Origin of the sequence: Bradyrhizobium sp. CCH5-F6 (assembly GCF_001556045.1) — a bacterium.
GTDB lineage: Bacteria > Pseudomonadota > Alphaproteobacteria > Rhizobiales > Xanthobacteraceae > Bradyrhizobium.
This window is the reverse complement of record NZ_LSIC01000038.1, coordinates 16,851-38,767: the sequence shown is the minus strand read 5'-3', so window position 1 is coordinate 38,767 and position 21,917 is coordinate 16,851. Positions and strand designations below refer to the sequence as shown.

The following is a 21,917-nucleotide window of genomic DNA, read 5'->3' as shown; positions in this document are numbered from 1 at the left end:
GTTTCAGGTGCGCTCGGGGGAACCCGGCGAGGTCACGCGCGTACGCTCCAGAAAGCGATATCCGACATAGAGCGTCACAAAATTCAATATCACCTCCGCCGCCGCGAAGGCGAATACGTGGAGCAACGGAAGCAGACCATAGCTCGCAACGACGCCCACGGCTGCACCGATCGTCAACGCCCAGGCCGAAGCTGCATAGGCCCCCGCCGCGGCAAGACACTGCCAGGTCATCTGCAACAGCGCCACCGTGAGGATGGTCGGCGCAAATCCGACCATGACGATTGCAGTCCGATGCAGCGCGCCGTCCGACCAGATGGCAACCACGCCAGCAAGCAGCGTCGTACCGACGGAGAACAGTACGGCGCAGGCGAGCGTCATTTTCTGCGCGCCCATGATGCCGAAGAGTCCCTGTCTTCCTCCGCTCGCCAGTCGCTCGACGAGCCCCGGAAATTCGACACGCAGGACGAACTGCAAGACCTGCGTGGCGGCGGTGACGATCTGCTTGGCATAGACGAACACGGCCGTGGTTTCTGCACCGAGATAGGCCGCGCTCAAGACCAGTTGGACCCGCATGTTGATCTGGCCCGGCACGATCTGGAACGAAAGGGCCATGCCATCCTTGAACGCCCTTGCCAGCCCTGCGCGTGACGGCATGTGGAACTCGGGATGCCATCCTTTCCAGGTCAGGGCCGCCCATTGTGCGCAGAGCGTCAGGAGATATCCCAGCGAGAACGCACCGCCCATGATTGCGCCGGCGGCCTCGTGAGAGCGATGGGAGGCCATGAGCAGCCCGAGCGCGTTGACGACGTAGGCGATCGAGCCCGTCATCCCGCTGACCCCGCTCAGTCTCAGTCCATCGAGCAGACCGACGCCGTTGACGGACCAGAGCAGCAGGCCGGGCAGCGCGAGAAACACGTACCAACGCCCCAGCGGGTCGTCCGAGATCTCCACTGCGTAGAGCGTGGCAGCCGCGCCGACGATCAGGGCCGTCAGCATCCTGATCGTGCTGGTGTCAGCGAAGGCCTGCCACATCTTTGCGTTCGGCAGCCCGCCCGGCGACAGATGCACGACGGCGCGGGCCAGCGTGATGTTGGCACCGGCGTCGACGAGGATGATGCCTAGAATGGCAAAGGAGTAATGCGTGGCGAAGACGGCGAGCAATTCGTACTCGCCTGCGGCCAAAAGGCCGGTCTGGACGGCGAAGATGGCTCCCTGGCCCAACGCGAGTCCCGCGACCATCAGACCGACATTGGCGATCTGGCGCCATCGGCCCTGGCCGAGGCGCAGCCGTTCTGCCGGCCCGGGCCTGGCGCCCGGGATCACCCGATCTGGTTCGCCAGAGGGGTCCGCGACACTCGTTTCAAGCATGACATTCCCGAAGCGGACTGAGGGTCCGCGCACACCACCTAACCACTGCCGAGCGGAGCATCATAACCGTATGGTTTTATATTGTTACATAGCAATAACAAAACATGTGATATCATAGCTGCGCACGCCTTATGTCACAGTCCTGTTCGGTTGGGACATTACATCAGGCAACAGGCTCCAGATGACAAACCATCAGCAGCAAGAGCATGACGAAGGACAGTGAGTTGCCGAGCCTTGCCGTCATCATCCTGACGTACAACGAGGAACGTCACATTGCACGGGCGCTGGCTTCCGTTGCCGGGATCGCGAGCGAAACCATCGTCATCGACAGCTTTTCGACCGATCGCACGGTCGAGCTGGCCCGCGCCAACGGCGCGGTCGTGCTGCAGAACAAATTCGTCAATCAGGCTAAGCAATTCCAATGGGCGCTCGACAACGCGCCGATTTCGGCCACATGGATCATGCGGCTCGATGCCGATGAGGTGATCGAAGCTGACCTCGCTGCGCGTATCCGGGACGAGCTGCCCCGCCTCAACGAAGAGGTGGTTGGCGTCAACCTCAAGCGCAAGCACATCTTCCTCGGCCGCTGGATCCGCCACGGCGGCCGATATCCCCTGGTTCTGCTCAGGATCTGGCGGCGCGGCCACGGACGGGTGGAGGACCGCTGGATGGACGAGCACGTCGTCGTCTGGGGCGGCCGAACGATTACGTTCGACGGCGGCTTCGCCGACCATAACCTCAATGACCTCACGCACTTCACCGACAAGCACAACAAGTATGCCACGCGCGAGGCAATTGAGGTCATCAGCAGCCGCACCGGTCTTCGCGGGGAGGCCGCTACGTCCGTTGACAAACCGGGCTCGCGCCAGGCCGCGTTCAAACGCTGGATCAAGGAAAGGCTCTATAACCGAATTCCCTATCAGATCAGCGCGCCCTCCTACTTTCTGTATCGCGTGATCTTCCAGCTCGGATTTCTCGACGGCAAGCAGGGTCTCGTTTATCACGTCCTGCAGGGTCTCTGGTACCGGTTCCTGGTCGGCGCCAAGGTGACTGAGCTCGAAACGGCGGTTGGCCACATCAATGATCGATCGGAGCTGCGGGCGGAGCTTCGTCGCCTGACCGGGCTTGATCTGTAGGCTGGTCTACACCTTCCTGAAGTACCCGTTGACGAACATGCCCCTGTTCATGCGCGTCGAAAGGCCCAGAAATCCCTTAAGTGCAACAGACGGCAACGGCGCCAGCGGACCAAATCTCTTCTTGAACTTGCGATAGTCGAACCTGCTGACCGTCTCGCACTTGACGGTCTCGAAGCCACGGCTTTCGAAGGCTGCGACCAGCGCTCTCACAGTGAAGAAGTTCAAATGCTCGGGCGGCACGATGAACATGTCGTTTCGCCCCTGGAGGATCGACAGATAGGAGCGGAAATGCGGGATGGCGATCGCGCAGATGCCCCCCTTCCGCAGCAGAACGTTCAGGCTGCCGACGGGATCGGCATCCATTGGCAGATGCTCGAGCACCTGTGACAAAAGGACCGCGTCGTAGATGCCGGCGTTTCGGCTCGCGAAGTCGGCATTGAACGGCTCGGCACGCGCCTCGAACCCGTTCATGCGAGCATGGATCTTGCGCGATGCTTCTCCGAGCTCGATTGCATCCACAGCGAAGCCGGCCTGAACCAGCGCCCTGGAAAAGAATCCATAGCCGCAGCCGACGTCCAGCGCCTTCCGGCCCGGCGCCAGCCGCTGGAGATTGTCGGCGATCCTCTTTGCATCGACCGTGGAATTCGGAAAGTCGCGCTCTTCCCGAATGGCCTGATCATAGTGTTGCACAACGTCGCTGCTGGTGAGATTGACTTCGAGCGCGCTCTGCGTGCCCGAATAGAATTCGAACAGCTCCTGCTCGGTTGGAATCGGGAAGGCGAAAGCACCGCCGCAGTTCGAGCAGCAGAACAGCGGATAGAAGCGACCGTTATGCTTGGATTGCTTCGAGAACCAGTAACTGGGCCCGGGATGGCGGCAGAACAGGCAATTCCCGGGAGCGGCCGAGCCGTCCGGCTTCTGCAGCGGCTGTTGCGGGGCGAGCATGCGGGCGGCTCCGGTTACGAATGAAAATACGCGATCACGCCGGCCGGGAGGCCAGAATGTGCGAGGCATCGGTCCAGCTCAGCTTGAATCCGCTGCCTCTCAGAATGTCCTCGATCCGCTTCGGATCATCCGCGCGACCGCTGCGATCGAGCACGCCGAAATGCACCTCGACGAACACCTTGCGCAGGCGCCTGTTCGCCAGGGTCGCCTGCAATCCCTTCAGAACCGACAATTCATGGCCTTCGACGTCGATCTTGATCAGGTCAGGGACATCCGCCTGCCCGCTGCCGACGACATCGTCGCCAGTTCTCAACTCAACCTCGATCGCGCCCTCGGGGATGGTCTCACCCGACCGAAGCACATGCGACGTCGTTCCGTCGCCGCCGTCGCCCAGGAAGCGGCTGCGCTCCGTCTTCTCCGACAGGCCACAGCCCAGGATGGTGATATTCTGCCGCCCGGTGCAGGCCGAACGCAATCTCGGCAGGTTGGCTGCGTCGGGTTCGAACGCGAACACCTTGCCCGAGACGCCGACCCAATCCGAGAAGCTGGTCGTATAATGCCCGACATTGGCGCCGACGTCCCAGACGACGTCGCCCTGGCGGCAGGCCAGCATCAATTGCTTCGAGAAGGGGCTCTCGTAGTCCTTTGCGAAGCGACCGAGCATCCGCGGCACACCCGCCGCGCGCGCGACGCGCCGAAGTTGCAGGACATACCGATTGGACATCAACGACAAGGTCGCCTCCCCACCAAATGCGTCGCGCAGGCTCATAACAGAAACGACGCATGATGCAACGTAGCTAACGCACATGATGTTATTGCCGTTCGATGGCATTCCCATGTCATGGTGCAGGGCCGGAGCGGTCGCGGCTGTCGGCTGTCACAGTCCTGTTCAATTGGCGACATAAGGAACAGGGTCGGCCCGGCGGCCGACATCACACGGACGCTGTTTTCCAGATGCGTAACGAGGCACAGATCCTGGACCGGGCGCTTTCCCTTCATAACATGGGGGATATCGCAGGCGCCGCGAAACTCTACGAACGCATCATCAAGAAAAATCCTCACAATCTGCAGGCCGTGCATTTCCTGGGCGTGGCGGAGGCCGCGTCCGGAAATCTCGCGCGGGCCAAGCTCCTCATGAAGCAGTCCCTCGAGGTGGCGTCGACCAATGTGGACTTCATCGAGAACTATGCGGCCGTGCTGCATCGCGCCGGCGAGCATGATGAGCTCGTTCATCTGTGCCGGCATGCGCTGCCCTTTGCCCCGGCCAGCCTTGCGCTGCTGCATGCCGGCGCGGCCGGCCATCTTGCACTTGGCCAGTTCCAGGAAGCAGTCGAGCTGCTGACGCGTCTCATCAAACATCATCCCCATCATTTCCCGGCGCACGTCATGCTCGGCTCGGCTCTCGCCAAGAGCCGACACCACGACCAGGCGCTTGCGTCCTATCACCGCGCGCTCGAGCTGCAGCCGCGCTTTGCGGAGGCGCATCTCGACATCGGAACGATCCACTTCGCAAACCGGCGCCATGGCGAGGCGCTCGCCGCCTATGACCGCGCCATTGCGATACGGCCAGATCTGGTCGACGCCTGGGTCGGCAGAGGCAATGCGTTGCTGGACCTCGGACGGATCGAGGAGGCCACCGCGGCCTACGACCAGGCTGTGGCCTTGAGACCGCAACTTGCATCGGCTTGGTGCGGCAAGGGAAACGCCCTGCTCCGGTCCGGCCGGCAGCACGATGCCGTCATAGCATTCGACAACGCGATTGCTGCGGAGCCCGGTTTCGCCGAGGCGTGGGTCGGACGCGGCACGGCGGCACTGTTTCTCGGGCGGCACGACGACGCATCGGCCTCCTTCGACCGGGCCATCGCCTGCAATCCGCAGCTTGCAGGAGCGTGGCTGGGCAAGGGGCAGGTGAGCTATCAGCAGAAGCGCTACGAGGAGGCGTTGGCTGCCTGGGAAAAAGCGATTGTCTTGAATCCCGATCAGGCTGAAATCGCAGCAGCGTGTCTGCGGATCAAGATGCATCTTTGCGACTGGACCGACTTCGAAACGGGCTGCGAGACCGTGAGATCGGCGGTTCGGAACTCCCGCCTCGTGTCGCCCTTGATGCTCGTCGCCGTGCCGTCCACTCCGATCGAACAGCTGCAATGCGCGCGCTCGTGGGTGACGCATCACCATTCCGGAACGGGCCGCCTGCCCGGCCGCAACGAACGCCGGGATCAGGGCAGAATCCGGCTGGCCTATCTTTCCGCGGACTTTCATCAGCATGCGACGTCGCATTTGATCGCGGGGGTGCTCGAACACCACGACAGGGAAGTCTTCGAAGTCACGGCGATTTCAATCGGCCCGGATGATGGTTCGGAGATGCGCCGGCGGGTCGTATCCGCGTTTGACCGCTTCATCGACGCCAAGCCACTCGGGGACGCGGAAATCGCCGACATGATACACCGCCTTGAGATCGACATTCTGGTCGATCTCAAGGGGTTCACGCAGGACGCCCGGACCGGGGTTTTCGCCCGACGCCCTGCTCCGCTCCAGGTCAACTATCTCGGCTTTCCCGGCACCATGGGAGCGGAGTTCATCGACTACATCGTGGCGGACCGGCACGTCATTCCCGAAGGCGAAGCGGAGGCCTATCAGGAAAAGATCGTCTGGATGCCGGAGAGCTACCAGCCCAATGATCGCAACCGGGCCATCGCAGAGGAGGTTGGGCCGCGCGCTGTCCACGGTCTGCCTGAGGATGCCTTCGTCTTCTGCTGCTTCAACGACAATTACAAGATCACACCGGAGGCGTTCTCCGCGTGGATGCGCATCCTCGGTGCGGTCGAGGGCAGCGTGCTATGGTTGTTCGAGGACAATTCGGCGGCAGCGGGAAATTTGCGCGCCGCGGCCGCTCGACGCGGCATCGACCCGCGGCGTCTTGTCTTCGCCGGTCGCCTGCCGCCAGACGTCCATCTGGCGCGGCAGCGTTGCGCAGATCTCTTTCTCGATACGCTTCCCTATGGCGCCCATACGACGGCAAGCGACGCGCTTTGGGCCTGCCTGCCCGTTCTCACCTGCCGCGGCCAGACGTTTGCCGGTCGCGTCGGCGTCAGCCTCCTGAATGCGATACGCCTGCCGGAGCTCGTCACCGAAACGCCCGAGGCCTATGAGCGTCTCGCCATCGAGCTCGCTCACGATCGGCAGCGGCTTGCCGCGCTCAGGGCCAAGCTCGCGGTAAACCGGCTGCGGACCCCGCTCTACGATACGACCGAATACACCCGCCAGCTCGAAACAGCCTATGCTGCCATCATGCGGCGCTATCGCGCCGGATTGCCGCCCGACCATATCCGCCTGCCAGGTGAGACGTCATGTCCATGACGCTCGGTGCGACGGCGGACCGATACGTCGCCGGCGGCCGGCCGGCCGTTGCGATTCTGCTGGCATTTTGGGCCTGGTGCGGACTTTTGTGCTTCCCGATGATCGGCGTGACCGAAGACTTTGCCGACGCGCCTACCGCTTTCGGCTCGGGCGGCGGCGTCCTCCTGGGTCAGATCGCAGGGCTCGTGCTGTTCGTGGCAACGATCGCCCTCACCCGCCCGCTGCAACTCGCCTCAAGCTTCGGAAGGCTGGACCTTGCGCAAGCCGCGATCATCGTTGTCATCTATCTCTCGTTGATCCTGCAGCTGCAGGGCGACGAGCGCGCGACATTCATCGGAATATATTACACTGTCCTGCTCGTCCTGACCGCCCTGGCCCTGTCGGTCATGTGGACGCTCGCGCCGAAGGACCTCGAGAATGCGTTTGGCAACGCCTCGGTGATCTTCTGCGTATTCGGCATCTCGGCTCTCGCGATCCTCGGCCTGCCAGAGAACCGGAACGTGGGCGGCATCCAGCCGAACCTGTTCGCTGCGCCCCTGCTTATGGCCTTCATACTCAGCCAGTTCCGTCCCGGCCTCGTCAGCATCTTGGTCAGGATCGCCTGCTTCGCGATGGTGGCGCTGGTCAGCTCGCGCTTTGCGATGATCGGCTGCGTCACCGCATTCGCCGCCCACGAACTCACGTTCAGGTCTCTCACCCCGTGGAAGCTGGCGGCGCTCGGACTCGTGCTGCTGGCGATCATACCGCTATCGCCCCACATCGCGGCGATCCTCGCGCTCGACGATCCAAGCCGGAATCTGTCTTCAGGCTTCACGGGGCGGGACGAATACTGGTACGGGGCGCTCTCCACCATCACGAACCATCCGCTTGGCATCGGCTTCAAGCGCGCATTGGCCTTTGAGGCCGGCCACAACGGCTATCTCAAGACCTTGGTCGAATTCGGCGTCATCGGCGGCGGCTTGATCATGTTCCTCTTCGGATGGACCGTTGGCCGCGCCGGCGTCGAAGCCATGCGGTCCGGCGGCAGAACGGCTGGGCAGCGGCGCTTTGCCTCGGCGCATTTCGCAGGTCTGCTCGCACTCGGCTTCGGGGCCTTCTTTCAGCCGCAACTCCTCAGTCTGGGAGATGCGTTCGGGATGTCGGTGTTGCTGCTGCTGTTTCGACCCGGATCGACGCTGGGCGGTCACCGGACCTGAGCCCTGTCACTTCGGAGACCGCCGCTGGGCGGATATGCCGAGGACGACACGCATTCTTTCGGGGTTGCCGGAGACCGGCTGGACCACCAGTTCGTCGACGAAGAGGAACGGCATGCCCGCCTCCAGATCATACAGCAGCGTCTGCAGCGATGCCGACGCGAGTTCGATGTTGAAGGTCGCCGAGACAACCCCCGATTTCGCCTGTGGGCCCTGAATGTCGACCTGCGATGACAGCGTATTGCCGCTGACGCGCCTGGTCGCCGCAAGCACGCGCTGGAGCAGGATGGAGCTCGCCACCGACGCCGTCTGTCCTTCGAGAAACGGCGATCCCGTGGGGACACCGGCGTCGCTGCGCGCCTTGGTGCGAGGCACCTGATGACGGGATTCGAGGGTCTGCAGGATCTCAGCGCTCGATACCGCGGCGTCACGGCTACCCAGGATCTCAATGGTCGTCTGCACCGTCGTGAAGACGAACAGCAGGACCAGCGCGACATAGGCCGCCACGGCGGCAACCGGATAGCGGGCGAGATACGCTTCAAGTTTCGGCATATTCATCATGTGCCCGGCCCGAACTGCGGCTTGATCCTGGCCTCGATGTGAAACCGTTCGCCAGCTTCGCCGGCCGCGCGGGTGGTCGGTGCGAAGAAGCCGGCACCGGCCAGACGCGGTGACTGCTCCAGCACCTGGATCAGCGAGGCGGCATCAGCGGTCATTCCGCTGATCTGCAGCTTTGCGCCTTCGAGCCGCAGCTCGGTCGCGTGCGTATGGTCGGGCAGAAGTGCCGACAACTCCTCCAGCACCATCACTGCCGACGGCACAGTCTGCTTGCGACGGGCCAGCAATTCGAGCGCGGTGTTACCCGAAGCCTGATTGCCGCGCGCAGTCACCCGCATCTCCGTGATCCGGCGCTGAATCTGCTGCTGCTCGGCATCATAGGAGTCCGTCACGATCCCGCCCAGTCCGACCGATAGCAGGGCGAGCACGCCCGTCGAGCCCAGAACGGCGATGAGTCCCCGTCGGATACGAACTGCACCATTTCCGCCATCGACGCTGTGCCTGAGGACCATCACGCGTTCGTTCCCAGCGGCAAGCGTCGAAATCTCCACTGCCGCGGCCCCCATGTCGATGAAGGACTGGGACAATGCCATCACGGCCTTCCGCGCCGTGGCGATGACCGTCAGTTCGACATGGTCCTCCGACTTCGCCTGCGGCTGCGTCCAGCGGAAAACTGCGTCGTCCGCAGTCCAGGGTGTCAGCCTGTCGATCTGGGCGCGAATGATGCCTTCGAGGAATTCGACGGCGCGCCCCGGCAATTCCAGAGGGCGGAACACGAATCGCGACGGCAGGAGGACAATATCGACAACGGCGCCTTTCACTGCGGCCGACCACGCCTCTGGGATCGCTTCGCGGATCGCGCCGTCCGCGAGTTGAATGCGTACATCCGAAAGTTCCGTATCCTTGCTCGCCGGGCTCGCGACGCTCATCGAAAACCCGCCAGGGCTGTCCTCGCTGAGAGCAATCCGCTTGGTGTGGCGTGCGCGGTCGAGCTGCGCACTCAGCGTGCAGGCAACGCGATCGATCCACAAAGACAATGCAGTCGCGATCTGACCGGGAATACTCATTTGCCCTCCCGCGGCCGTGGCCGCCCTGCTCGTTCCGGATCGACCTCGTCCGTCCAAGCCAACACGTGGAAGGCTTTTGGATCACCTGGTTCCGACATCTGGATGACGGCTTCCGGCATCCGTTGGCGGCCGTCCTGCAACGTGATGTGCATCCGCACCCGATAGGCGTTGCTTGCCGATATCGTGGCTCCCGGCTGGCGCCCCCCGAGCGCACCTATGACGAATTCCGGATTGTCGCGTGGCAGTTCGGCACGCTGGTTGAGGAACGCCTCCAGCTTGGCAGAGGTCATGTTGGGCAGCGCCGCGACGACTTCAGGTGCGGCATCGAGCACGTTGATCTCCGCCATTCCGCTGCAGACCGTGACAAACGCTATGGTTCGCTCGACGAGCGCCGTCGGGAGGCCGAGCACCAGCCACAATTCGTCGCTGCTGCTGAACGGCGCCTGCCGCGGTACGTAGGGCAAGCCCGCCGCCCTGTAGCTCGCCAGTTCGGTGTCTTGACCATCCGGTTTCGGCGCACTGCGCCAGGCGACGACGCGCATGGCGTACATGTCGGCCGCTTCGGTCGATGCGCCGACCGCCCTGAACAGGCCAGAGAGCATCGATGCTGGCGCCATGTTGAGATTGATGCGTGCCGATTCCGACATGTATTCGACGCGGACGGTCGCATTTGCGAGGCGAAACGCAAAGTGGCCGTGGCTCGGGCGTCGTACCGTGGCAGGCCCCGACAGCTGGTAAGCGGCCAGTTCGACGCCGGCGGAGCTCAGCATCTCCCATTGCGCCGCCGCGTCGAGCGTCGAGAGCGCCCGGGCCGATTGCGCGATGTATACGGACGCAACGGTCACGAGCGCCGCCAATCCGACAAGCAGCCAAAGGGTCACGACGACGATGAATCCGTCCTCTGCCGCGACGACATCCGTCGATCGAGCGCGCCTGATGATCATCACGTCGGCCGGTTTCCGGAGCGCGGTGCCTCCTGCAGAACGGACGGATCCGGTCGCGGGGCTGCTCTGTCCACATGAATGCGTGCGGCACCCGAAATCACCGTGCCACGTTGTGCGTCCCTGACGTCGAAGCGAACTGCCGCAGGCAATTCGCCGGAACTGATCCAGCGGCTATCCCAGCTGCCATCGGGGTCCGCATAGGCAAAGCTCACGCGATAAGGCGGCCGCAACAGCACGACCGGATCGACGAACTGAATCTGGTCCGTTCGCGGATCCCCGGGCTGCAGCAGAACGAAGGGTGCGCGCATGCGCACCAACGTAAGCACGCCCTTGTCGTTGATCTCCGATATGCGGACGATCTCCAACCCGGGCCGGCTGTTTGGACCGAGCACGGACCGGACGAATGTTACCGAATGCTCAGTGCCACGAAACAGCGGCACGTTGTCCGACCTCGTGACGTAATCTGCGGCCGACAGATCTGCGGCCAAGCGATCCAGCGCAATGGCGACCTCTTCGCTGCGTTGCGCCCGGACGATGCCCCGATTCCAGCTCGGCAGCCATTGCGAAGTCACAGAAGCCAACGCCCCCATGATCAGGCCCATGAGCGCAAGCGCGACCAGCGCCTCGAACAGCGTGAATCCATCCTCGGCGCGGCGCGGCATCCGAGAGATCATCGCACCGTGCTCCTGCTCAGCAGCCGGACGGTTTCGAACGACACCACCGCCCCTCCCGGGGCCTGGATGCGCAGCTGGACGAGTTGCGGAACGAACTGCGATTCCGGCACCGGCGAAATGCCGTCCAAGAATGGCGTAATCCGCATCTGCCACCGATGGCCGGCCTGACGACCCCGGAGGTCGTCAGGCATGGGAGCACCAGCGCGCGGCAGTGTCGCGATCACGAGGCGAGCAGCATTGGCGAGTGCGGCATGCTGATCGAGTTTCAAGGCCCCGCGCGAGTTGGTTGCGACGAGCGCGCCGATCGCGGCCAACCCGACCGTTACCAGTGCCAGCGCGACGACCGCTTCGATCAGGGTGAAGCCACCCTCTCGGCGGTGCCTAGAGCAGGTTCTTGGCGACAATGTCGACTCCTCCGGTGAGCCAGTTCACGCGCACTTCGACCGCACTCCCGAGCCGGGTCAGGCGGATCGTGCCACCGCATGAGGTGCCGCTGGCGAAAAAGCTGATGGTCGAGAGCGCGGCGCGGCCGTTGCAGCGCTGCGGCAGCAGTGCGTCGAACACCACGTCATGGGGAACCTGGACGACCCAGGGGCCGGAGCCCGACCTCACGGTCCGCGAGCGCGCGTCAACTACGGCATTGACCGCACCATAGCGCACCAGCGCGGCAGTCCGGTCCGCCTTGAGCAGGGCGGCGACCTCGATTGCATAGGCCTCGAGCCGGGGCCGCGAGGTTTGCGACGGAAAGCGCGGCCACGCGACCGCCGCGAGCATTGCGACGATCGCGAGCACGCAGACCATTTCGAGCAGCGTGAAACCGGCCTCGCCGCCTTCAGTTCTGCCCCGAGACGAGATCGGCCGCCGTGCCCGTACCGCCTTCCTGACCATCGGCACCCAGGGATCGGATTTCATACGGCGCACGTTCTGCCGGCTGCTTGTAGACATAGGGATTGCCCCAGGGATCGTTAGGAACATTGCCGCCCTTCAGGTAGGGCCCATTCCAGGACGCGATACCGCTCACGGGATGCGCGAGCGCGCCGAGGCCTTCTGAACCGGTCGGGAATCGTCCGGCATCCAGATAGAACAGGTCGAGCGCACTGGCGAAGCTCTGGATCTGTATCTTGGCCGACTTGACCCGGGAGTCGCTGAGATAGTTCAGCACGCGCGGGCCGACCAGCGCCATGATCATGCCGATGATGGTGATGACGACGAGCATCTCCACCAGCGTGAATCCTTCTTCGCCACGGCGCCGCCGAGAACACCTCGGCAGAGGACACGGCACCTTCCCCAAAAAGCCGATCATGCCTAACCTCTCCTTCTCAACCGACCACTTGCGTCACAGACAACAGCGCCGTCATCACCGACACGATCAGACCGCCGACCACGACGCTGATCAGGATGATCGCCGCAGGTCCGATGATGGCGACGACGCGATCAAGCTGCCGCTGCAGCTTTTCCTCGTAGAATTCGGCGACCCGCCCCGACAACGTCGGCAGCTGTCCGGTCTCCTCGCCAAGCCGCAGCATGCGGACAGCGACCGGCGGCAGGACGGCGGACGCGGCCAGGGCTTCAGCGAGCCTTCCGCCGTGTCGCACGCGATCGGCCATGGCCGACCAGGCCGGCGCGTTGCCGGTCTCGGTCATGATGTCGATCAGGATGCGAAGCGTCGCCGTCAGCGTCACGCCGCTGCCGAGCAGAATGCCGAGGTTGCGCGAGAACAGCGCCGCGCGATGAAACTCCACAACGGTCGAAATGACGGGCAATCTCGCAACCTGGGTCACAATGCCGGCCCGCACCGACGGGCGGCGCCACGCCATCCAGCCGCCGACGACGGCGATGGCGACGATGATGCCGATTTCCAGTCCGTGACCGCGCAGGATGTCCGAAAGCGCGAGGAACACTTCGATGACCGGATCGGTCTTGGCATTGAAGTCGCGCAGCACCGCCGAGAACTGCGGCAGCACGAACGTGACGAAGAAGATCAGGACGCCGCCCGCGGCGAGCAGCACGAAAGCCGGATATTGCAGGGCACCGGTGACCTTGCGGCGCAACGCTTCGGCACGCGACCGCTCCGTCCCGATGGTTTCCAGGATATGGTCGAGCCCTCCCGACATCTCGCCGACCCTGACCAGCGCGACATACATCGGCGGAAATAAAGCGGGCTCGCGTGCCAAGGCCTCGGCAAAGCTCTCGCCGGACAGAATTGATGTCTTGATGCTGCTGATCACGGGACGCAGCCGGCCGGCATCCATGTCGTTGGCAAGCAGTTCGAGCGCATCATTGAGCCGGGCGCCCGCCTTCAGCAGCAAGGCGAGATCGCGAGTAAATATGGTGACCTCCGCAGGCCCCGGCCTGGAAAGAGCACCCGACAGCGACCATCCCTTTGTCTCGATCTCGGGATCGGCATCGATCGCGACCAGACCGAGATACTCGATACGCTGGGCCACTTCGGCACGGTTCGCGGCTGCGATCGATCCCGAGACGACCTCGCCCTTCTGAGTCAGCGCCCGGTAACGGAAGGTCGGCATCTCGTCACCTGACGGTCGTCACGCGAAGGATCTCGGCCGCGGAGGTCATGCCGGAGAGGCATTTGGCGCGTCCATCCTCGATCATGGTCGTCATTCCGTTGCGAATGGCGACCTTGTCGATGGACTCCCAATCGGACTGGTCCTCGACAAGCGCGCGGACTTCCTCGTTCATTTCCAGCACTTCGAAGACCCCGATGCGGCCGCGATATCCGACATGGCCGCAGCGCTCGCATCCGACCGGTTCGAAGATGACGTTGCCAACGGACAGGCCCACCGCCGCATAGCGCGGATCGGCGTCGAGGTCGGCGCGGGTCAGCGGCCGACTGCTCTTGCAACGGTCGCAGAGCTGCCGAACCAGGCGCTGGGCGATGACTGCGCGCAGGGTCGAGCGCAGCAGGAACGCCTCGACGCCGAGATCCAGCAGCCGCGGCACGGCTGCGGCAGCCGTCTCCGTGTGCAGCGTGGTCAGCACCAGATGGCCGGTGAGAGCGGCGTGGATCGCCACATGGGCGGTTTCGGAGTCGCGGACCTCGCCGACCATGATGACGTCGGGGTCCTGACGTACGAAAGACCGCAGGGCGTTGGCAAATGTCAGACCGATCGCGGGCTTGGCCTGGGATTGTGAAATACCCGGAATCTCGTATTCGACGGGATCCTCGATCGTCAGAATCTTCCGTGTCGGCTCATTGAGCAGCGACAGCACGGTCGCGAGCGTCGTCGTCTTGCCGCTGCCGGTCGGGCCGGTGACGATGATCATTCCGTGCGGGAGCGCCAGCATCCGCCGCAACTTGCTCTGGTCGCCCGGCAGGAAGCCGAGCTTGTCGATCGACAGCAGCGCCCGATCCCGCGGCAGCAGACGGATGACCGCGGACTCGCCGTGCTGCGTCGGCATGATTGCCACGCGCACGTCGATTTCGGAACGCGCGGCTCGGACCCGCGCGCCGCCATCCTGCGGCAACCGGCGCTCCGCGATGTTGAGGCCTGCCAGGATCTTGATCCGGGAGATTACGGCGGCCGGCGGTATGCCGTTCGGTGTCGGGACGCTGCGCAGCAGTCCGTCGACGCGCATGCGGATCGCCAGAGCGGTGCGGCCGGGCTCGATATGGATGTCGCTGGCGCGCAGTTCGACCGCCGTTTCGAACATGTCGTTGACCGCCCGCACCACCGGCGCGCCGCTGGCGAGGTCGCGGAGATTGTCGATATCGTCGTCATGGACGGCCGCGTTGGCAGCAGAGCCCGGATTCGCACGCTCCTCCTCACCGAGGCGCTGATCGAGCACGGCGGCGATGTCCTCGAACGAGGCGACCTTGACGGCGGGTTCTGTGCCCAGCACGATCCCGGCGGCCTGGACCGAGGCGCGGTCCGTCGGATCGGCGAGCACGAGCACGGGCAGGCCATCGGTGGGCTGGCAGGGAAAGACCGCCATCTCCCGCAGGAATCGCCGAGAGAACTGCTGGACCAGTGCCTGGGCTGCCATCATTTCCTGCAGGCTCGCGCGCGCAAGGCCGAAAAACGAGGCAACCTCGTCGGCGAACTCGCTCGCCGACAAATCGCTCGCCTCCCAGAGCCGCCGCAGGCCGCCTTCGAGCGGACTGGTCGGGCTTCCGGGCACATCGACGTCCGTCGTCAACCCCGCCCTCTGGCCGAGGCGAGCCGCGAACTCGCGCGCATCCGGGAAAGCCATGAACGTCTACCGAAGTCACTCTGATGGCCGCAGAGCGGCGAGCGGGCCGTTTAGCTCATTTTTACGAATGGAAATGTGACGCGATGATCAATCATGATAACCACATCTCGCATGATCAGAACCGCCCAGCCAAAGCCACTGACGTGGCAGGAGAATTCCTGCGCCTCGCCAGCCATATGATAAGCCGAGATCCACAATAACGATCGACCGAGAATTCATAACACATGAATGTCACAGGAGAGGGTTAAGCAGGCCCTCGGTCGGCTCGCCCGCCGCAACGAGAAAACCAGTGGGCAGTGCGTGAGTGAGGCAGACAGTGAGCCGAACAGCAATCCGGATCGGCTTGGTCGTCCAGTGCGCCTTCGTCTGCGTGCTGCTGGGATCATGCAACACGGTGAGCGGCGTTGCGGATGCCGATGCCAAGGACCCGGACGTGTTCGACAAGGTCCGCTCCGTCGACCTGTTGCCGCGCTATCCGAACCAGCTACCGCAGCGTGAGCTGTCGACCGGCCCCCGGGCCAAGACCGCGATCTATACCGGCGCCTCCGGCGAGGACGCGCCCGTCGCGACGTCATCGCAGAAAGCCGGCGTCAGCACCGAAAGGTTCGAGCTGAACTTCGACAATTCACCGATTGCTTCGGTCGCCAAGGTCGTGCTCGGAGACATTCTCGGCGTCGGCTATGTCATCGATCCGCGCGTCCAGGGCAATATCAGCCTGTCGTCCGGTCGTCCGATTCCGAAATCCGACGTCGTCTTCGCACTCGAGAACGCGCTGAGGATCGGCGGCATCGCGCTGGTCCGGGACGACACCGGCTACCGGCTGATGCCGCAGGCGGATGCGGTGGGAGCCGGGACCGCGGACGCGTCCGATCGCATGACGCCAGGCTACGGCATCACCGTCGTACCGCTGCAATACGTCTCGGCCCAGACCGTCATCAAGCTGGTGGAGAGCTTTGCCGCGAAGCAGGGAATGATCCGTGCCGACACCGGCCGCAACCTGATCCTGATCCAGGGCTCGGGCAGCGAGCGCCGCAATGCGGTGGACCTCGTGCTCAGCTTCGACGCCGACTTCCTCAAGGGGCAATCGGTCGGCGTCTTTCCCGTGCAGAACAGCAATCCGGGTCCGATCATCGCCGAGCTGGAGAAAATCGTCGATTCCGGCGAAGGCGGCATGACGCAGAACCTCATCAAGTTCCAGTCCATCACCAGGATGAACGCGGTGCTCGCGGTGACACGGCGGCCGGAGCTGCTGAAACGCGTGGAGACGTGGATTCGACGCCTCGACACCACCAATACCGGCCGCTCCGCCGTTCACGTCTACCGCGTCAAGTTCGGCGATTCCAAGCAGATCGCGCGCGTGCTGAACGACGTCTTCGGTGCGGGCGGGTCAGCAGGTTCGTCGACCTCGCCGCTTGATGGCGCGAGCGGGCAGATTGCACCTGGCTCCGGCATCGCGGCGAGCTCGAGCGGCGGATCGGCACTGAGCCGGCTCTCGGCGTCACCCAACCAGACGAGCGGCGGATTCGGGTCCAGTGCGGGCGGACGCTCGGCAAACAGCGCCGCGACGGATGCGTCCGCGAGCGGCCAGCAGGCCTATGGCGGATCATCGACCACACAAGGCGGCACCAGCCTGTTCGACAATGCCGGCTCCGGGCAGAATTCGGGACGCGGCGCGGGGGCCGGCAACGTGCTCGACGGCGTTCGCATTACCGCCGACAGCGTGAACAACACGCTGTTGATCTATGCGAGCCAGGAACAGTACCGCATCATCGAGCAGACCATTCGCGAGATCGATCAACCCCAGCTGCAGGTCGCGATCGATGCCACCATCGCCGAAGTGACGCTGACGGACCAGCTTCAGTATGGCGTCCAGTCGTACATCATGAGCAAGGATCTCGGCCTCAAACCCGATACCGGCTCGTTCGGCTACAATGGCGCGACATCGGTCGCCGCGGCGGCCGCCGACGTCGTGCTCCAGCGCGCCATTCCGGGGTTCAACTTCCTGGTCGGCTCGGCGCGGACGCCGCGGGCGGTGCTCAATGCGCTGCACAGCATTACCGACGTCAAGGTGCTGTCGAACCCCTCGGTCGTCGTGATCGACAATCAGATCGCGACCCTGCAGGTGGGCGACGAGATCCCGATCCAGACCGGGAGCGCGACGGTGCTGACCGGCAGCAACACCATTGCCAATACCACGGACTATCGCAGCACCGGCATCATCCTTCGCGTCGTGCCGCGGATCAATGCAAACGGCAATGTCCGCCTCGATGTCGAGCAGGAGATATCGAATCCCGTCAGCAATTCTTCCGGCTCCTCGTCGAGCTCGACCAATTCGTTGACGCCGACCGTCTCGACGCGGAAGGTGCGCAGCTCGGTCGCTGTCGCCAGCGGACAGACGGTCCTGCTGGCAGGCCTCATCAGCGACACGCAAACCAAGGCGCGCGCCGGCATCCCCGGACTGGACCAGATTCCGGGGCTCGGCGAAGTCGTGTTCGGCCAGACCGACAAGCAGGTCAAGCGGACCGAGCTGATCATCTTCATCCGGCCCCAGATCATCCGCGACGGCGCCGACGCCCATTTCGTCGCCGAGGAACTGCGCACCAAGCTGCGCGGCACGATCAACGCGATCGGACCGACGCAGAGCGCGCCGACCACCTATCGCTGACCGGCTTATGAGCCACGCCGCAGGAGCGCTCCACATGATCAGGTGCCGCACGCTTGGAGCCGTCGTCCTGGTCGGCCTCTGCGGGACAGGCATGGCCCGCGCCGATGCGCTCGGCGCCGGGACGAATGCCTTCAACCGAGGCGACTACAACACGGCCGCACGGCTTCTCCTGCCGCAGGCCGAGCGCGGCAGCGCTCGCGCGCAAGGCATGGTGGGCTTCATGTACGCGACCGGGCAAGGGCTTCCGCAGGCCCACGATGCCGCCACCTACTGGTACAGGCTTGCGGCCGAGAAAGGCGACGTAACCTCGCAATATCTGCTCGGTCTGGCCTACGACAAGGGTCAGGGCGTTCCCCAGGACGAGGTCGCCGCCTACAAATGGCTCAACCTTGCGGCCGCTCATGCCCCGAAACGGATGCGCGAGAACTTCGCCAAACTGCGCAACGCCGTCGCGTCCAAGATGAGCCGGGGCCAGATCGCCGCCGGCCAATGGCACGCGTTGCGCTGGCCGCAAGACTCGGCCTTCTGATCCCGCCAATCAGCCGACAGTCCACAGCGCCGTCTGCAGCAGCCAGCCGATCCAGATCGCGGGCGCGAAGAACAACCCGAACGGCAACCGGTCATTCCTGGGAGCATTCCGGCCCAGCATCAGGCGCCTGAGACCAAAAGCCGCCAGGGCCGACAACGCGGCGAGTTCGACTGCAATCGGCAAGACAGACCAGTCGAGCCACGCGCCGGCAACGGCCGCCAGCTTGACGTCGCCGAGCCCGATGCCATTCCGTCGCCGCAGCCGAAGATAGGCGGCGCGCAGGCCCCAAAAAGCGGCCGCGACGGCCAGCGCCCTCAGGATCGCTTCAGCGGGCCATGTCACATCGCCGTGCCCGAGGATTGCGGCGTTGACAATTCCGAGCGCAACGCCCGCGGCATTGAGTTGATCGGGGATCAGAAACATCCTCGCGTCGATCATGGCGATCGCCAGCATCAGAAGCGCCAACCCTGCGCCGAAAACGCCCGCAGCGCCCTCCCCCACCGACACGCTTGCAACTATGCCGAAGACGCCCAGACCGAGGAGCAAGGGACCGACCCCGCCGCAGACCTGACCTCCCCATCGGAGCCAGGCGCCGCGATCGGGCATGCACGGAGCTGCTACATCAGCGGCCTGGCCGACCTCAGCCTCCCCTGACGATCCACCTCTCATCACAGCATCCTCAAGCAAGCCACGTCCGTCCCCTCACGTTAGCCGAGGACCTCCTGCCTCCATGTGACGTCTGCGTGAATGTTAACGATAGTCACCTGGAGATCGATGCGGCTATGACCGAACCTGCGGGTTCGATTCAATTTTAGATAATGGCTTAGCCGGCTCTCCAGCTCTTTCTGCCAGCTTCTTCCTGCAAGGCATCGGCGGGTGGAGCATGAGCAAGAAGGGGCGACTGGAGGTCTTGGCGATCGCCGGCATGGTTGCAGCCGGCCTTACTTTGCAGCCGGCACATGCCTTCCTCGCTCGCCCTGCCCTGTTCGCGGCCATCGGCGCCGCGACGAAGCCACCGGCCGGATGGCAGCAGTTCTGCGCCGAGAACGCCGATGAATGCCGTCCAGGCACGGATCAGGTCCGCGACGTGGTGCTCACGCCCGAGAAGCTGCAGGAGCTCTATGCAGTCAACAAGTACGTCAATGATCGGGTGGTTTGGACCAGCGACGACGCACTTTACGGCAAGGCCGAACGCTGGACCCTCCCGCTTGATCGTGGCGACTGCGAGGATTTCGCTCTGCTCAAGCGCAAACTGCTCGCGAGAGCGGGCTGGCCGCAGGGTTCGCTCCTGATCACGACGGTCGAAGAGCCCGGCCCCGGCCGAGGACGCCACGCCGTTCTGACGGTCCGCACCGACCGCGGTGAGATGATCCTGGACAATCAGACGCCGGAAATCCTGTTCTGGTACGAGACGAACTATCGCTATCTATCCCGTCAAAGCGCCTCCGACCCCAACGTCTGGGTCTCCTTCGGGACCGAACAGCCCAAACCGGCGATCGCGCCCACCGAGCGCTGATCGACCTGGCCGGCATCGCCGCCGGCAGACCTCAAACTCTTCAAGACGAACAGGGCGGAGGCGGCACGAACGCCTCCGGGGATGCGCCCTGTCGTCGCACGCCCGCCGCCACAATAACACCATTTGTCCGCAATGATATAAATATATCATTAGCCATGGAATGATTCACTCATCGAATTGTACTTATATCGCGTTCAACCCATTGGCTCTCACTCAGAGGCATATATGACAACCGAATTTGTAGCGAGCGGCACGACGACAGTTTCCTCTTCCACCACCACCACCTACATCATCGTCGCCCCGGGAACCCTCGATGTCGCCAACGGCGGCGTCGTATCCGGGGCGACGGCTGTCGGCACGGGCAGCAGCATCGTGGTCGAGGCCGGCGGCACGGCCAACAACTCGACGATCGTCGGGGGAGTCCAGCTCACCTATGGTACCGCCAACGGCGCCGTGATCTCGAACGGTGGCATCCAGCACGTCTATGGCGGCACGGCAAGCGACGTCACCGTCAGTGCGGGCGGCTACCAGGATGTCATGAACGCCACGGTCACTGGAACGACCTTGGCGGGCTCCCGTCAGGTCCATGTCGGCGGCGTGACCTACTCCACCGTGATCGTCAGCGGCGGCAACGATTTCGTTGCAGCCGGCGGGACGACCTACAGCACCATCATCTCGTCCGCTGGCTTGCAGTATGTCGGCGAGAACGGCACATCGAACGGCACGCAGATCAACAATGGCGGCTACCAGTACGTTCTGGGCACCGGCAACGATACCATCGTTTTCGGCGGCGGCGTTCAGCAGGTTGCCGGCACGACCAACAACACCGTTGTCATGAGCGGCGGCATCCAGCACGTCGTGCTCAGCGGCACGGCAATCACCACGATCGTACAGGCCGGCGGCTTCCAGCAGGTCAATAGCGGAACAGTGCAAGGCAGCCAGGTCGGCGGGAGCTTGCAGGTTCTGGCGACGGGGAACTCGACCGACACGGTGGTGCTTGCCGGTGGCAACGAGTACATCGGCGCGGGCGCAACAGCCAGCGGGACGATCGTGAACGCGGGTGGCTTGCAATACATCGACGTGGGCGGCTCCGCTACCGCGACCAGCGTGAACGGCGGCTACGTCTTCGTGGCGGGAACGGCATCCGGCGCGGTCGTCACCAGCGGCGAGTTCGACGTGGCGGGCTCGGCCAGCAACACGCATCTGGCGGGAGGCATCGGCTACATCTATGCCGGCGGCGTTCAGAACGGCGTGGACTTCGCCGGTACAGCCTCGAAACTCTATCTCGAAGACGCATCGGGCCTGACCGGTACCGTCGCGAACTTCGAGGTCGGGGATCTCATCGACTTCCGCAATCTGGTGGTGTCGTCTTACGCCTTTGACGGCGCCAACCTGACACTGAACACGAGTGGCGGATCGTTCAGCTATCTGTTCTCGGGCGTCCAGGCCAATACCGAGATCAACGTGACGTCCGACGGTCAGGGCGGCACCGCGATCTCGCTGGCCCTGCTGACGCAATTCTCCAGCACGCTGGTTCCGGAATCCGGCCAGGACGGGATCACCCCTCAGGGCTCCGACGCTCAGAACACTCAACTTGTGCACGCGCAGAGCTGAGCGCTAACGTCGCGGGCCGTATCGGGGCACTCCCGGTATGGCCCATGCTGTTGACTCCAATCACGTACTTGCAGTGACGGCGCTGCGTGCATCATGCCGCTTGCCGGAAGAACAGACGATAGCCCCGTCCTTCTGAAAT

Annotated in this window: 20 protein-coding genes; 7 read left to right on the top strand and 13 right to left on the bottom strand. The window is 63.9% G+C overall.

The features are described from left to right. Positions 1-3: 3 nt before the first annotated feature. The gene (locus AX729_RS06500) at positions 4-1,368 is read right to left on the bottom strand and encodes an MATE family efflux transporter (RefSeq protein ID WP_156456761.1); all 1,365 of its coding nucleotides are present in this window, start codon (positions 1,366-1,368) and stop codon (positions 4-6) included. 206 nt (positions 1,369-1,574) lie between these two features. Between AX729_RS06500 and AX729_RS06495 the strand changes: the two genes are divergently transcribed. Continuing rightward, positions 1,575-2,504 (top strand): glycosyltransferase family 2 protein, encoded by a 930-nt coding sequence (locus tag AX729_RS06495; RefSeq protein WP_061021240.1) that lies wholly within the window; start codon positions 1,575-1,577, stop codon positions 2,502-2,504. A gap of 6 nt (positions 2,505-2,510) precedes the next feature. Here AX729_RS06495 and AX729_RS06490 read toward each other — a convergent pair whose 3' ends face one another. Together AX729_RS06490 and AX729_RS06485 are read right to left on the bottom strand one after the other, a co-directional pair. Further along, positions 2,511-3,449: a class I SAM-dependent methyltransferase gene (locus tag AX729_RS06490; protein ID WP_061021238.1), complete on the bottom strand. Its 939-nt coding sequence runs from the start codon at positions 3,447-3,449 to the stop codon at positions 2,511-2,513. A gap of 34 nt (positions 3,450-3,483) precedes the next feature. Next, on the bottom strand, positions 3,484-4,173 hold the full coding sequence (locus AX729_RS06485; RefSeq protein WP_245325081.1) for an FkbM family methyltransferase: 690 nt from the start codon (positions 4,171-4,173) through the stop codon (positions 3,484-3,486). Between the two features lie 230 nt (positions 4,174-4,403). On the opposite strand from AX729_RS06485, the gene AX729_RS06480 reads away from it, so the two are divergent. Next, a complete protein-coding gene (locus AX729_RS06480; RefSeq protein ID WP_063817219.1) occupies positions 4,404-6,806 on the top strand; it encodes a tetratricopeptide repeat protein in 2,403 nt (800 codons plus the stop codon). Further along, positions 6,797-8,002: an O-antigen ligase family protein gene (locus AX729_RS06475; protein ID WP_156456760.1), complete on the top strand. Its 1,206-nt coding sequence runs from the start codon at positions 6,797-6,799 to the stop codon at positions 8,000-8,002. Before AX729_RS06480 ends, AX729_RS06475 begins: the two co-directional genes overlap by 10 nt. Positions 8,003-8,008: 6 nt before the next feature. On the opposite strand, the gene gspM is transcribed toward AX729_RS06475, so the two are convergent. The 9 genes from gspM to AX729_RS06430 are packed head-to-tail and all read right to left on the bottom strand — an operon-like array spanning position 8,009 to position 15,454. After that, complete coding sequence (gene gspM, locus AX729_RS06470; protein ID WP_061021231.1) at positions 8,009-8,560, bottom strand: type II secretion system protein GspM; 552 nt, start codon at positions 8,558-8,560, stop codon at positions 8,009-8,011. Beyond that, on the bottom strand, positions 8,557-9,624 hold the full coding sequence (locus tag AX729_RS06465; protein WP_063817218.1) for a PilN domain-containing protein: 1,068 nt from the start codon (positions 9,622-9,624) through the stop codon (positions 8,557-8,559). The genes gspM and AX729_RS06465 overlap by 4 nt, the downstream gene beginning before the upstream one ends. Next, positions 9,621-10,568: a type II secretion system minor pseudopilin gene (locus AX729_RS06460; RefSeq protein ID WP_061021275.1), complete on the bottom strand. Its 948-nt coding sequence runs from the start codon at positions 10,566-10,568 to the stop codon at positions 9,621-9,623. The genes AX729_RS06465 and AX729_RS06460 overlap by 4 nt, the downstream gene beginning before the upstream one ends. Further along, positions 10,568-11,230, bottom strand: coding sequence for a PulJ/GspJ family protein (locus tag AX729_RS06455; protein ID WP_245325078.1), 663 nt, complete (start codon positions 11,228-11,230; stop codon positions 10,568-10,570). The genes AX729_RS06460 and AX729_RS06455 overlap by 1 nt, the downstream gene beginning before the upstream one ends. Positions 11,231-11,238: 8 nt before the next feature. After that, positions 11,239-11,646, bottom strand: a complete 408-nt coding sequence (locus tag AX729_RS06450; protein WP_061021225.1) for a type II secretion system protein — start codon at positions 11,644-11,646, stop codon at positions 11,239-11,241. Next, a complete protein-coding gene (locus tag AX729_RS06445) occupies positions 11,624-12,130 on the bottom strand; it encodes a prepilin-type N-terminal cleavage/methylation domain-containing protein (RefSeq protein ID WP_061021224.1) in 507 nt (168 codons plus the stop codon). The genes AX729_RS06450 and AX729_RS06445 overlap by 23 nt, the downstream gene beginning before the upstream one ends. Beyond that, positions 12,075-12,545, bottom strand: coding sequence for a type II secretion system major pseudopilin GspG (gene gspG, locus AX729_RS06440; protein ID WP_061021223.1), 471 nt, complete (start codon positions 12,543-12,545; stop codon positions 12,075-12,077). Before gspG ends, AX729_RS06445 begins: the two co-directional genes overlap by 56 nt. A gap of 16 nt (positions 12,546-12,561) precedes the next feature. Then, entirely contained in the window at positions 12,562-13,770 is a 1,209-nt protein-coding gene (locus AX729_RS06435; RefSeq protein ID WP_061021222.1) for a type II secretion system F family protein, read from the bottom strand. Between the two features lie 4 nt (positions 13,771-13,774). Further along, positions 13,775-15,454, bottom strand: a complete 1,680-nt coding sequence (locus tag AX729_RS06430) for a GspE/PulE family protein (RefSeq protein WP_082770357.1) — start codon at positions 15,452-15,454, stop codon at positions 13,775-13,777. Positions 15,455-15,770: 316 nt separating this feature from the next. Here AX729_RS06430 and gspD point away from each other — a divergent pair, with 316 nt between their 5' ends. Both gspD and AX729_RS06420 read left to right on the top strand, forming a co-directional pair. Next, positions 15,771-18,119 carry a type II secretion system secretin GspD gene (gene gspD, locus AX729_RS06425; RefSeq protein WP_156456759.1) on the top strand — a complete coding sequence of 783 codons (2,349 nt, stop codon included), beginning with the start codon at positions 15,771-15,773 and terminating at the stop codon, positions 18,117-18,119. A gap of 34 nt (positions 18,120-18,153) precedes the next feature. Then, positions 18,154-18,648, top strand: coding sequence for a tetratricopeptide repeat protein (locus AX729_RS06420; RefSeq protein ID WP_061021269.1), 495 nt, complete (start codon positions 18,154-18,156; stop codon positions 18,646-18,648). Between the two features lie 9 nt (positions 18,649-18,657). Here AX729_RS06420 and AX729_RS06415 read toward each other — a convergent pair whose 3' ends face one another. Further along, on the bottom strand, positions 18,658-19,194 hold the full coding sequence (locus tag AX729_RS06415; RefSeq protein WP_245325076.1) for a prepilin peptidase: 537 nt from the start codon (positions 19,192-19,194) through the stop codon (positions 18,658-18,660). A gap of 364 nt (positions 19,195-19,558) precedes the next feature. Here AX729_RS06415 and AX729_RS06410 point away from each other — a divergent pair, with 364 nt between their 5' ends. After that, positions 19,559-20,164 (top strand): transglutaminase-like cysteine peptidase, encoded by a 606-nt coding sequence (locus AX729_RS06410; protein WP_061021267.1) that lies wholly within the window; start codon positions 19,559-19,561, stop codon positions 20,162-20,164. Between the two features lie 225 nt (positions 20,165-20,389). Continuing rightward, entirely contained in the window at positions 20,390-21,778 is a 1,389-nt protein-coding gene (locus AX729_RS06405; protein WP_061021220.1) for an AIDA repeat-containing protein, read from the top strand. Positions 21,779-21,917 lie beyond the last annotated feature (139 nt).